The sequence below is a fragment of the Pseudomonas sp. RA_15y_Pfl2_54 genome, from assembly GCF_963971015.1.
GTDB lineage: Bacteria > Pseudomonadota > Gammaproteobacteria > Pseudomonadales > Pseudomonadaceae > Aquipseudomonas > Aquipseudomonas baetica_A.
Genome location: NZ_CAXAPN010000051.1, coordinates 1 through 13,162, shown reverse-complemented (window position 1 = coordinate 13,162; position 13,162 = coordinate 1). Strand labels below are relative to the sequence as shown.

Sequence of the window (13,162 nt, the reverse complement as noted above, 5' to 3'; positions counted from 1 at the left end):
TTACATATCCAGAAACGAAAACGCCCAAGGCCGTTCTATCGACCTTGAGCGTGGCATCGGGTTCAGCGTCAGCGGTTGACGCGGATCAGTCGGGCAACTCTTCGTAAGCGCGAAATTTGCTCACGGTGGCGCAGTCGTAGCACTGCATCTGCAGGGTCAATTTATCCATGCTGGCGTCGATGTTGCTGGAGTCGCACTCGCGGCAGAACAGCTGCGGATGGTCGAATTGCGGCGCGGCGATCGGCGAGCCTGTGAGAAACCGAGGCACAAATTCGTCTCGCCAGAACAGCCCCGGCGACTTGGAAAAACCGGCGCCGCTATCCTTGAACACGACATCGTAAAGCAGGCGGGTCATGGCCGGCTGCGGCACGCGCGAATCGCGGTAGCTGTCCTTGCGCCAGTTCTCCGCCAAGGCGAGTTGCGCGGTGCTCTGCATGTTGCGCGGAATGGTGTTCGAGGCGTGAGTGCGGCCCTTGGAATTTCCGGTGGCATAGAAGTGTGCTGCACTTTTCACCGCCACTCTGGCGAAGTAGTAGATCTGGCTGACCGAGAAGTTCTGCAGCAAAGTGCCGATCACCGAGTCGGCGCGGGCTTCGGCGGTGAACGCCATACCTACCTGATTGGCCAGCAAGTGAACGTATTGAATCGATTCCTCCCGCGCGAGCCTGAAGATCAATGCATACAACTCACGTTTCCATCCTGGCAGCACAGGCCCGGACAACTCTTCGTACAGCGCGAGGTAGAGCGTATCGCGCGTGCAGCGCACGCCTTCTTCCAGTGCGACGTTGGCTCGCCAGTAAATGGTCGAATAAGTGCTGATGCTGAAATCGTCGGCCCGATTGAACGCCCGAATGTCCGATGCCGTATCGACCTGCAAGGCGCCCGCCTCGTGCAGGCCTTTCACCAACTCCTCACTGAAAGTGTCAGTGGACGTGAGCTTTTCTCCTCTGAGTTCAGCATCAAGCGCGGCAATGCGTTCGCCTGCGCCTTGGCCGCCGTCATCCAGTAACGCCAGCAGAGCAAGTTTTTGCTGGAATCCAAGACTGGTAAAGGGCACGGGTGGGCGTGGTGTGCCGTAGCGCATGGCTAGATCGCTGCGGTCACGTTCGGCCTGATCGGCGATTTGCTGTTTGCGCAGCCGGACACAGGCATCACAACCACACACGTTGCGTCGCGAGCCAAAACCGGCGGTGAAGTATTGATGCTCGCAATTCACACATTTGTAAGCGCTGCGCAGGGAAACCGGGGTGCCGCGGGCAGGCCGGCGCATCCACATCGGCAAATCGCAATATGGGCATCTCAGGTCGGCGCTGACAATCGGTGGCAACACTTTCAGCACACTGCGCACTGTGTCCGCGAGCTTGTACTCATCGATCAAGTCAGCAGTTTTTTCGCCATTGAGGTAGCGCTGGTAAAGCGCTTCAACCTGCTCTTCGGACAGATGGCGGATTTCTTGCGCCCATTCGAAATACTGCTTCATCAAAAGAGATCCTTTTTATCATGTCGTCCATCGCACTCCCTTGCGTTTGAGCAATAAAATCTGCCGGGAAAAAGCCGCAAAAACAAGCGAAAACACCTCTAACTTGCGCCATCCATCGCCTTTTCTGAAACCCTACGAGGCCGTCGGACAATTCGTACCCGCCGTGAGGAAATGTCCTTAAGAGCACGCCTTGGCTCAATGATGTGCAGCAGAATTTTCTTGAGGCTGGCAAAATCGCCTTTTTTGCGTCCCGCCTGCCGCGCCCGCTCAACCAGGAATCCCCTCATGCAAATGACCACCGCCCTACTCATCGTCAACCCGTGCGATGACGAAGAAGACAACATGGCCATGCTCTGCTGCCACAGCGACAAGGGCGACATGTTCCTGATGAGCCGCTATCCGGACGAGGACGAGCTGGAGATTACGCTGGATGGCGAGCCTTCGACGCTTGATGGGGTGAAAGTTACTTTGACCTCGACGCTGCTGAAGATCGAGATTGCAGCGGCGGATGCCGATGCGTTGAATGGGGATGATGTGCTGGAGATCACCTTTAACCCGGATATGGTGGATCTGGATGAGGTTGAGGAGACCCTGAAGAATATCCTTGATGGGACTGGCACCTATGTCAGTGAGCTAGGCTGATCAGGCCTGCTATCCCAAACGTAAATTGAGTGGCGATGGTGCCCAAGTAAAATGCGCCACGCCACTGTCAGTCCTGTAACGGGCGTTTCGCTTCAACTTTCGCTGAAAACCTTAAACACTTAAAGACCATACATATCAATAAATATGCAAGCACACTGCCTTGCACGTTTACCCGAGTAAAGTTTCATCCTACTTCCCGACAAGAACCGCCCTACACAATCATCGGAAGTCCTACACCGATATCTGATTGCCTGGTCGCGCGCTCATTGCTATTAATTATCCCACCTGCGAACTATCTCGCAGGTTCGGTACTGATAGAACAGCATCGAAAATCCAAGATCAAATGGAGTTAATACCATGGGTAAAAAACGCTCTGAAATAAACACCTTCGATGATTTGCCGCAGGCTACAGGTCATTCAGAAGGTTTCCTTGCGACCAAACTGAACTTCTTCGCTTCATTAACCCGCTGATTGGATGCACCAACCAGCTCACATGCCGAAAGCTTGTCTTTCGGCATTTAAATTTAATGAGGCAAGCTATGTTCGAGCGTGAAATAACACCCAGCAGAGCTCTGAATGAAATAACCTGTTCCATCCAGGCGCTAGAGCTTAGAGCAATTGTCCGCTATGTCGGCGAAGGTGATCTGGTTGCAATCGCTGAACTTTACGACAAAGACGAAAAACTGATTGAGTCTGGAGCAGGCAAGGGACCTGATGCCCTTATCGGAGCGATGGCCGAGAGCCTTGAACACTACGGCACCTTCCACTGCCGACAGTCGCAGCGATCACGAATTAGCTGCGATTCGATTGCAGTTCAGCGCGATGCTCAATGCGACGGCATACTTGCAAGTTTGCCAAGCACTAACGAACTTGTTGAATGTTTTAGGCTTACAGCCCTTGATGACAAGCGCGAACTATTTGTGCCATGCGCCCTCCTCCATCCAACTGCCGAAAATAACAACACAGGTTCTCGGGAAACCCGATTTTTAAGCCGCTACGCCTCTAACTCAGGAATTGCTTTCGGCTGTACCAAGGCCGAAGCGCTGCTGCACGGCACTCTTGAGGTAATAGAACGACACTTGTTATCGCAGTTTTTTCTTGCCGTTTGCGCAATACGACCGGCAATGGACCTTTATACACCTTCAAAAGCATTACTTGCTGAAGCATTGCTGCATCGCCCATATGCTTTAGAGGCTGCAAGCAAGTTGCAAATCATCGTTATCAAAGATGAATCCGGTGTCTATTTTTCGGTTGCTTTCCCTAAGATGGGGCCAGGCGACTTGCATATTTCCCCCATCGGTTCGGGCTGCTCATTGGATATCTGCATCGCTGTACAAAGAGCAGTCACGGAACAGTTCCAGTCAAGCACGCTATATGGTATCAGTGAAGAAACTTCTGACCGCAAGGCTTTTGACATGCTTTCAACCTCTGACGCCTTAAAAAACTTAATAGACTTTTCTCCGTTGAAAAACCTGAAGCTTAGAACCTTTGAACCCACCTCAGAAAGCCAAACAAGCACCGTTGCACAGCAAATAGCATTACTGCAACGAAACTTGAAAAGCGTCGGCAAAGCAATTTTCCATAGAACTGTCGCACAGTACGCCAACACAAACATCGTCACCCAGATATACATACCCGGCCTCGACAGGTTCAACATAATCAGAAAAGGCCAGTTGGTAGCTCCACAGCACATACTGCTAAATAACACCAAGCGCCCTGGCAATTAATTAAAACGACCAACAGGCAGTTTCTCCATGCGGACACTCATCAGAACAGCTTGCAAAAAGCATCGACTGCTATTGATCACAACAATCACCGCCATTATTTCGCTAAAGCTTCTAGCCCTTGCGCCGCCATTGTTACTGGGTGCCATTGTCGATTCGCTCAGTAACGCAGATCACACCACGCTCAACACGCTACTTTTCTTTACAGCGGCCTTTGTCTTGGCCGGATGCGCTCAGGCGATAATTGCACCTCTGCAGACACTACTTCTTTCGAAACTCGTCCAGCGGATTGTAATGAACGCGTCCATTACATGGATGGCGCAATTGATAGGAAAAGAATTCTCTCGATTCAGCACTTGGCGCATCGGTCACTTCATCAAATCGGTAGAGCGCGGAATCACCGCCCACGAGCAACTGCTGACGTTCTTTGTCACGGTGGGCTTTCCACTGTGTCTGGAGTTCCTGATCATTGCCGCCGCATTTTGGTACATGGGCGGCACCTGGGTCTTTTGCGCGATGGCGAGCCTTGGAGTGCTTTACCTTTTTGCCACCCATCGAATCATCAGGTGGCGCAGAAAACATATTGATGCCGTGAATGAGCAGGAAGATGAACTGAGCGCGATCCTGTTCAACACCTTGAAGGCAGGCAAATCGATAAAACTGGAGCGCGCCGAGCAGACCGCACTGCAACCCTTGAACAGAGCCTTCAACCAATATGCCGAAGCGGCGGTAACCGTCGCGGGATCCGGTGGATTGTTAAGCGGGGCAAAGATCTTGTTTATCAGTCTTTCCACAGGAGGATTGTTAAGTTGGGGGGTTGTCGATCAATTGTCGGGGGCCGCGAGCATTAGCGTCGGACAATTGGTCGCGATCTTTTCCATCGCCAGTACGTTCCTGCTGAACATCACAGCCTTGACCGAAGGCTATCGAGTGCTGGATCAGTTTTTAGCGGATCAACGCCGTCTCCAGCAACTGCTCAAAACAGCCGATTTTGATAATGAAGGTCGTAGAGGCGAAGTGACCCAACAGGACGAATCAACGTTACGGCTCAAACCCTGCGTCATCACCGACAATGGCGCCGTCCGGCTATCCATCGCAAACCTGATTGACTTCAAACAAAGGCAATCGGTCGCGATCACCGGCCCTAGCGGCGCAGGCAAATCCACCTTGCTCGAAGCGCTAGCCGGACTGAACGCTTCGGTAAGGAGCCAACTGAACATTGACGATATACCCGTTGATCGCTTGAACGCTCAGAGCCATCTGCAAGTACTGCGTTACTGCCCTCAATCCCCGCAATTCCTGGAGGGCACCTTCGACAGGTCAGTTTTGTTTGGTGTTAATCCTTCGCTGCATTTGCGCAGCGCCATCCAGCGTTTACAGCTTGAAGAGATCGTCAGCGGGCGCGACATCAACGAAAATGCCGCCAACATTTCCGGCGGTGAAGCCAAACGCCTGACGCTGCTGCGACTGATTAACCGGCCGGGTAAATTCAACCTTTTTGACGAACCGAGCGCATCAATAGAGCCGAAGCTCGCCGCACCGGTTTGGGAGTTGCTGTTCGAGACGTTTGCCGGCCAAGGTCTGATTTGCGTAACGCACGATGTCAGCCATCTACACCGCTTCGACCGGGTCATTGTTATGCATAATGGCGAAATCATTGAAGATGGCCCCTGGCATGATCTGGTGGACAGAGCATCGATCAAACGGCTGCTAAGTGACCTTCAAACCGTTAACCAATAAAAGGGCGTTAAAAGGTCCTTTCTGCAAAATGCCGTTAGTCGCCACCCCCCGCGATGGATTAAAGTAACGCCCCCAGCCCCGGTGTTATCCAGACGACCGTGGCCACCCCTTTCCAGGAACAGTCATCGATGGAACATCGTGAAGCGCTGCTGGCGCTGCGAACCTTTCTTTCAACGCAGATTCTCGGCCAGGAAAAACTCATCGAGCGTTTGCTCATCGCCCTGCTCGCCGACGGCCACATGCTGGTCGAGGGCGCTCCGGGTCTGGCCAAGACCAAAGCGATCAAAGAACTCGCCGAGGGCATCGAAGCCCAGTTCCATCGTATCCAGTTCACACCCGACCTGTTACCCGCCGACATCACCGGTACCGAGATCTATCGCCCGGAAACCGGCAGCTTCGTGTTCCAACAGGGGCCAATCTTCCATAACCTGGTGCTGGCGGACGAAATCAACCGTGCCCCGGCCAAGGTGCAATCAGCGCTGCTCGAGGCCATGGCCGAGCGTCAGGTCAGTGTCGGGCGCAGCACTTATGAGCTGTCGCCACTGTTTCTGGTAATGGCCACGCAGAACCCGATCGAGCAGGAAGGCACCTATCCGCTGCCCGAAGCGCAGCTCGACCGTTTCCTGATGCATGTAAAAATCGGCTTCCCCGACGCCGCCGTCGAACGCCGCATCCTCCAGCAAGCCCGTGGCGAAGCGCTGAACGGCGAGACCAAGCCCGAACGCCGGGTCAGCCAGCAGGCAATCTTCGCCGCACGCAAGGAAATCCTCGGTCTGTACATGGCCGACGCCGTGGAGGAATACCTGGTGCAACTGGTCATGGCTACGCGCAACCCGGCCAAGTTCGACCCGGAAATGGCCGAGTGGATCGCTTACGGCGCCAGCCCGCGTGGCTCGATTGCCCTCGATCGCTGCGCCCGCGCCCATGCCTGGCTCGCCGGGCGCGACTTCGTCAGCCCCGAAGACATTCAGGCGGTGCTGTTCGACGTGCTGCGCCACCGCATCATTTTGTCGTTTGAAGCCGAAGCCGCTGGCATCGATCAGGATCGTGTGGTGCAGCGGATTCTCGACGTCGTAGCCGTCGCTTGACCCCCATGAATGCCCCTCTGCCGTCCGAACCGGGCATCCGCGTCAGCCTCGCCGAGCTGATCGAGATGCGTCATCGCGTGCGCGAAGTGCAGCTGTTTTCCACGCCGAGTCAGCGCAGCCCGCTGATCGGTCTGCATCATTCGAAATTCCGTGGTCGCGGCGTCGACTTCGATCAGGTGCGGGTCTATCAGGCCGGCGACGACGTACGCACCATCGACTGGCGCGTGACGGCGCGCACGCAAGAACCGCACACCAAACTGTTCCATGAAGAGCGCGAGCGACCGATTTTCATCATGGTCGAGCAAAGCACGCGGCTGTTTTTCGGCTCAGGCCTGATGTTCAAGTCGGTGCTGGCGGCGCAAGCGGCGGCGTTGATTGGCTGGGCGGCGCTCGGCCATAACGACCGGGTCGGCGGACTGGTGTTCGGCGACAACGAGCATTACGAGATCAAGCCTCGGCGCAACAAGCAAAGTTTGCTGCAATTGCTCAATCGCCTGGTCAAGGTCAATCAATCGCTGCACAGCGAACGTGAACCGGATCGCGATGCCTTTGGCGTGGCCCTGCGGCGCGCCCGTGAGGTGCTGCGCCCGGGCAGTCTGGTGATCGTGATCTGCGATGAGCGCGCCTTGTCCGACAGCGCCGAACAACAACTGAGCCTGCTGTCGCGCCACTGCGATCTGTTGATGTTGCCACTGTCCGATCCGCTCGATCACGCCCTGCCCGCCGCGGGATTGCTGAGATTCGCCGAGCGTGGTGCACAGCTTGAACTCGACACCCTCAACTTTGAGCTGCGCCAGACCTATCGCGCCCAGGCCGAAGCACGCATCGCGCGCTGGGAATTGCTCGCCCAAAAGCTGCGCGTGCTGCTGATGCCGTTGAGCACGCAAAGCGAGTTAGTCGAGCAAATGCGTGAATTCCTCAACCCGCAGCGTCCGGGGAAAGGTCGATGAACGACCTTGATCAGCTACAACCGCTGATTTCGCCGCCACCGATCGCCTTCTGGCCACCGGCGCCGGGCTGGTGGCTGCTGCTTCTGTTATTGCCGCTGCTCGGTTTTGCTGTGTGGCGGCTGCGGCGTTTCATCCCGATCAAGAAACGCCCGATCGTGCGTGCCGAACAGCCGCTCGACCCGGTGCGCATCGCCGCCCTCGCCGAACTGGCGCGAATGCCCAAACCCTACGACGGCGCGCCGGCCGGGGCGTGGTTGCAGCAACTCAACGGCCTGCTCAAACGGCTGTGCCGCAACCATTACCCCTACAGCCAGAGTCATACGCTCAATGGCCGCAAGTGGCTGGCATTCCTCGACAACCGTTGCCCGGCTGCCGGCCTCACCCGTTGGATGGTACTGGTTGAAGGCGCGTACAAACCGGAATGCAAACTCGACGACAAAGCCATCGCCGGCCTGACCCAAGCTGTCGACACGTGGATTCGCAAACATGTTTGAGTTCGCCTGGCCGTGGATCTTTGTGCTGTTGCCGCTGCCGTGGCTGATGCGTCTGGTGCTGCCGGTGGCGGACAGTGGCGAGCCAGCGCTAAAAGTCAGTTTCCTGTCTGATCTGGAAGGTCTCGCCCGCCGCCGCGCCCGGGCGAACCTGCCGGCGTGGCGCCAGCAGGCACCGTTCATGCTGCTGTGGTTGTTACTGTTGATTGCCGCTGCACGCCCGCAATGGCTCGGCGAACCGCTGCCGATTGCCGCCAGTGGCCGTGATTTGTTGGTGGCGGTGGACGTGTCCGGCTCGATGGATTTCCCCGACATGCAATGGCAGGACGAAGAAGTCAGCCGTCTGAATCTGGTACAGCACCTGCTCGGCGATTTCCTCGAAAGCCGCGACGGCGACCGCGTAGGCTTGATCCTGTTCGGCAGTCAGGCTTACCTGCAAGCACCGCTGACCTTCGACCGCCACACCGTGCGCGTGTGGCTTGATGAATCGCGGATCGGCATCGCCGGCAAGAACACCGCCATCGGCGACGCCATCGGTCTGGCCCTCAAACGCCTGCGCATGCGTCCGGCGCAGAGCCGCGTGCTGATTCTGGTCACCGACGGCGCCAACAATGGCGGCGAAATCGATCCACTGACCGCAGCGAAACTCGCCGCCAGCGAGGGCGTGAAGATTTACCCGATCGGCATCGGCGCCAATCCTGAAGACAGCGGTTCGACCGGTTTGCTCGGGGTCAATCCGAGCCTGGACCTCGACGAGCCGGCACTCAAGGCTATCGCCCAAGTCACCGGCGGCCAGTATTTCCGCGCGCATGACGGCAAAGAATTGCAAGCGATCAAGGACACCCTCGATCAGCTCGAACCAGTGACCCAGCAACCCACCCAGGCGCGCCCGGCGCAAGCCTTGTATCAATGGCCGCTGGCGCTGGCCTTGTGGCTGAGCCTGTTACTGGTCGCCCGCGAATTATGGCCGGACAATCCGCTGCAACGCCTGTTCACCAAGGAGCTGTATCTGCAAAGTCCGCTGCCTGACTGGCGTGAGCGCCTCAAACGCCTGCGTCTGCGGAGGCGCCGATGATCGCCCTCTGGCCACACTGGTTCCGCCCTTGGTGGCTGTTGTTGTTGCCGCTGCTCGGCTGGCTGATCTGGCAACTCTGGCACCGACAAAAGCGTGCCGGGCGCTGGCAGATGATTCTGCCGCCGGCGTTTCATGCCACCCTGCTCAGTGGCGGTAACGGTCGCGACAGCAAACTGCCGTGGATCGTCCTAGGCGGGGCATGGTTGCTGGGCCTTGTGGCGCTGCTCGGGCCGAGTTGGGAGCGCGTCGAACAGACCAGCCAGAAACCCGCCGATCCGTTGGTGGTGGTGCTGGAACTGACGCCGGAAATGCTCGCCACCGATTCACCGCCGACGCGACTGGAACAGGCGCGGCGCAAGCTGTTCGATCTGCTCCAGGCACGCAGCGACGCGCAGACCGCCATCGTCGTCTACGCCGGCAGCGCCCACACGCTGGTGCCGCTGTCGGATGACCTGGCAACCAGCCGAAACCTGGTCGACGCGCTTAAACCGTCATTGATGCCACAAAGCGGTCATCGTGCTGACCTTGCCGTGGGCAAAGCGTTGGCATTGCTCAAGCAGGGCGCACTCGGTCAGGGCCGGATTCTGCTGATCGGCTCATCGCTGAGCGAAGAGGAACGCCAAGGCATTCGCCGCGCGCTGAACGGGCATTCGGCGCAGTTGTTGATGCTCGGCATTGGCACCGCTGAAGGCGCACCGATTGCTCAGGAGGACGGCAGTTTCCTCAAGGACGAGCAAGGCGCGATTCGTGTACCGCAACTCGACAGTCCGGGGCTTGGTGCTTTCCTCAACAGCGTTGGCGGCGAGTATCACCCTGCACGGCTGGACGAAACCGACCTGCGTGCCCTCGGCCTGCTGGATGGCCCGCGCAGCTTACGCGACGACGGTCAGACCGTGCGCCTGGATACGTGGGCCGATCAGGGTTACTGGCTGCTGTTGCCATTGTTGCTACTGGCCGCGAGTGCCGGACGACGCGGCTGGCTGTTTTGCCTGCCGCTGCTGTTCTGCCTGCCACAGCCGAGCTACGCTTTTGACTTCAAAGACCTGTGGCTGCGCCCTGACCAACAGGGTCTGCACTTGCTCAATCAAAAGCGCCCGGCCGAAGCGGCGCAACATTTTGACGATCGCCAGTGGCAAGGGGTGGCGCTGTACGAGGCCGGCGACTACAGTGGCGCCGCCCAGCGTTTCGCCGAAGGCGGTGATGCTCGCGACCACTACAATCGTGGCAACGCTTTGGCCAAAAGCGGTGAGCTGGAAGCGGCCATTGACGCCTATGAGCAGGCGCTGGAGTTGCAACCCGATTTGCGCCCGGCGCAGATCAACAAGGCGTTGGTGGAAAATCTGCTCAAGCAGAAAAACACGCCGCCGCCCGTCGAACCGGACAGTAAACCCGCCGAGCAAAACTCGCCGGGCGAAGAACCGCCGACCGCCACCGCGCCACCGGCGGCGGTGAAAAGTGAATCCCAGAGCGAGGCCCAGCCTGCCGAGTCGGCCAACGAGCCGCCGCCGACCACCCCGCCGCAACCGGGCCCCAATGAAGTGCCGGGCGACGAGCCGGAAGAGCAACGAGACACGACGCCGACACTGCAGCCAAGCGAGGACAACCTCGCAGGCGAGCAACGTCAGGCACTGGAACAATGGCTGGGCAAGATCCCGGACGATCCGGGCGAACTGTTGCGACGCAAATTCTGGTACGAACAGCAACAACATCAGGATCAGGAAAACACTCGATGACCCGCTTCACCGCTCTCTTGCTGCCCCTGCTGATCTGCACGGCCACTGCCCACGCGGCCGAGCTGACGGCCAGCGTGGATCGCAGTCGCCTGAACTCCGGCGAGACGGTCGAACTCACCCTCGAAACCAGCGACGTCACCCAGTTCGGCAAACCCGACCTGACCCCGCTGGAGCCCCTGTTCGAAGTGCGCGGCACGCGGCAGGTCAACCAGTTGAACACCCTCAATGGCGACAACCGCGCTACCACACGCTGGATCATTACCCTGCTGCCGAAAGAGAACGGCAGCGTGGTGATTCCAGCGTTGCAGATGGGCGATGTGCAGAGCCAACCGATCAGCGTGCAAGTGGTCGAAAGCGACACCCGCGAAGACCAGAACAGCTTCGACCCGGTGTTTATCGAAGCCAGCCTCGATCAGTCCAGCGTCTATGTGCAGGCCCAGGCCATCCTGACCCTGCGCATCTACCATTCAGTGTCGCTGTACGACGACAGCAGCCTGACCCCGCTGAAAATCGCCGACGCGCGCATCGAACAGCTTGGCGACACGCGTACCTACGAAAAAGACCTCAACGGTGTGCGCCATGGCGTGATCGAAATGCGCTATGCGATCTACCCGCAGCACAGCGGTTTGCTGACCATCGCGCCGCAGACCTTCAGCGCCACACTGGTCGATACGCAGCCGTCTCAGGATGCCAATGCGCAGGGGCCGAAACCGGGCAAATTGATGCGCGTCAGTTCCTCCGAAATCCCCCTGACGGTCAAACCCAAACCCCTGACCTATCCGGTCGATGCGCCGTGGCTGCCCGCGCGCAGTCTGAGCCTCAGCGAAAGCTGGAATCCGGAACCTGAACACACTCAGGTTGGCGATTCCCTGACCCGCAGCCTGACATTGAAAGTCGAAGGCCTGGCCGCCTCGCAATTGCCCGCACTGCCCGCCACCGACGTCAACGGCCTGCGCCGCTACCCGGATCAACCGGTGCTGAGCAACCAGAGCACTGACCGGGGCATTGTCGGCAGCCGTGAAGAACGCGAAGCCTTGGTGCCGAGCCGCAGCGGCGCCATCGAATTGCCGACGGTGGACGTGGTTTGGTGGAACACCTTCGAAGACCACCTGGAACACAGCAGCCTGCCGGCGCGCACTCTGCAAGTGGCCAACAACCCGAGCCTGCAAGTCGACACCCCGACCGGCAACCTGCAGCCGAGCATCGTCGATAACGATGTGTTGTGGTGGTGGAAACTCAGCACCCTGATCCTCGCCTGCACCACCCTCCTCGGCTTCGGCCTGTGGTGGCGCGCACGCTGGCAACCAGCCGTGCACCGCGCCGCCCAAGCCGGCCCGAGTCCACGCACGTTGATGGATGACATCAAGCGTGCGAGCCAGGCGAATGATCCGCAGGCGACACGGCAGGCACTGGATGCGTGGGCGCGCCAGCAGCCGGAGACGCTGGCGGATATGGCGGCGCGGTTTGTGCCGTTGTCGGATGCGCTGGATGGGTTGAATGGTGCGCTGTACAGCGAGACGGGGCAGCATTGGCAGGGTGAGGATTTGTGGCGGGCGATCCGCACGATTCCGGCGGCGGAACGGGTGCAGGATCCGGTGGGTGATAGCGGGTTGCCGCCGCTTTATCCGAAGTAAAAGCAAAAGATCGCAGCCTTCGGCAGTTCCTACAGAGGGTATGTGTAGGCGCTGCCGAAGGCTGCGATCTTTCGATTTTGCTTTAGGGATAAAAGGCTGAAGACAATCGAAATCAATAGTCGAATTTCGTTTTCACTTGTTCGCCTTCGCGATAGGAGAGAACAAATGCCTTCCAGGGCTCACCGCGAGCGACTGCATGCTCGTGTAATTTTTCTACAAGCGCATAGATTTTCGAATGATTGAAATCAGTTTCAGCGTCCCAGATTTCTGAGCCATTTTTTTCAACGGCGAGGTCTGCCTCCATATAGTTCCCCCCCCATTCAACGCGGTATCGAAAGGCGTCATAACCGTGAACAATTCCGGCCTCAACCAGCTGAAAAATGGCTGTCACAAGTTCAAAATCTTCAGCAATCACTCTCTGACCTCCGGAAATTGATTGTTCCTATCATCCCCTCTTTGGGTAAAACGGGGACAGACTCTGAGGGATCCCCACAAATCTACTCCAGGCTCTGCGCCTGATGATGCACCTCATCGCGCAGAGCTTTCTCCAATTTTTCCCAGTCTCCGCTGCCTCCGAACTCTATGCATCTACGCCAGTATTCCAG

General features: G+C 57.9%; 11 protein-coding genes. 9 read left to right on the top strand and 2 right to left on the bottom strand.

What is annotated here, in order from left to right:
• Nucleotides 1-85: 85 nt before the first annotated feature.
• A complete protein-coding gene (locus AACY50_RS26985; RefSeq protein WP_339434155.1) occupies nt 86-1,480 on the bottom strand; it encodes a hypothetical protein in 1,395 nt (464 codons plus the stop codon).
• A gap of 285 nt (nt 1,481-1,765) precedes the next feature.
• On the opposite strand from AACY50_RS26985, the gene AACY50_RS26980 reads away from it, so the two are divergent.
• The 9 genes from AACY50_RS26980 (at nt 1,766) to AACY50_RS26940 (ending at nt 12,557) form a co-directional block, all read left to right on the top strand.
• A complete protein-coding gene (locus tag AACY50_RS26980) occupies nt 1,766-2,122 on the top strand; it encodes a hypothetical protein (protein WP_186624269.1) in 357 nt (118 codons plus the stop codon).
• Between the two features lie 539 nt (nt 2,123-2,661).
• A complete protein-coding gene (locus AACY50_RS26975) occupies nt 2,662-3,849 on the top strand; it encodes a YcaO-like family protein (RefSeq protein ID WP_273914967.1) in 1,188 nt (395 codons plus the stop codon).
• Nucleotides 3,850-3,876: 27 nt separating this feature from the next.
• Nucleotides 3,877-5,586: an ATP-binding cassette domain-containing protein gene (locus AACY50_RS26970; protein WP_186624267.1), complete on the top strand. Its 1,710-nt coding sequence runs from the start codon at nt 3,877-3,879 to the stop codon at nt 5,584-5,586.
• A gap of 128 nt (nt 5,587-5,714) precedes the next feature.
• Complete coding sequence (locus AACY50_RS26965; RefSeq protein ID WP_007913915.1) at nt 5,715-6,674, top strand: AAA family ATPase; 960 nt, start codon at nt 5,715-5,717, stop codon at nt 6,672-6,674.
• Nucleotides 6,675-6,679: 5 nt separating this feature from the next.
• Nucleotides 6,680-7,624 (top strand): DUF58 domain-containing protein, encoded by a 945-nt coding sequence (locus tag AACY50_RS26960; protein ID WP_339466360.1) that lies wholly within the window; start codon nt 6,680-6,682, stop codon nt 7,622-7,624.
• A complete protein-coding gene (locus tag AACY50_RS26955; protein ID WP_339434154.1) occupies nt 7,621-8,118 on the top strand; it encodes a DUF4381 domain-containing protein in 498 nt (165 codons plus the stop codon). The genes AACY50_RS26960 and AACY50_RS26955 overlap by 4 nt, the downstream gene beginning before the upstream one ends.
• A complete protein-coding gene (locus tag AACY50_RS26950; protein WP_339434153.1) occupies nt 8,111-9,190 on the top strand; it encodes a vWA domain-containing protein in 1,080 nt (359 codons plus the stop codon). The genes AACY50_RS26955 and AACY50_RS26950 overlap by 8 nt, the downstream gene beginning before the upstream one ends.
• Nucleotides 9,187-10,923: a tetratricopeptide repeat protein gene (locus tag AACY50_RS26945; RefSeq protein ID WP_339466358.1), complete on the top strand. Its 1,737-nt coding sequence runs from the start codon at nt 9,187-9,189 to the stop codon at nt 10,921-10,923. The genes AACY50_RS26950 and AACY50_RS26945 overlap by 4 nt, the downstream gene beginning before the upstream one ends.
• On the top strand, nt 10,920-12,557 hold the full coding sequence (locus AACY50_RS26940) for a BatD family protein (protein ID WP_339494283.1): 1,638 nt from the start codon (nt 10,920-10,922) through the stop codon (nt 12,555-12,557). Before AACY50_RS26945 ends, AACY50_RS26940 begins: the two co-directional genes overlap by 4 nt.
• Before the next feature lie 112 nt (nt 12,558-12,669).
• Here the strand turns inward: AACY50_RS26940 and AACY50_RS26935 are convergent, their stop codons facing one another.
• Nucleotides 12,670-12,972 (bottom strand): hypothetical protein, encoded by a 303-nt coding sequence (locus tag AACY50_RS26935; protein WP_007916505.1) that lies wholly within the window; start codon nt 12,970-12,972, stop codon nt 12,670-12,672.
• Between the last annotated feature and the right edge of the window lie 190 nt (nt 12,973-13,162).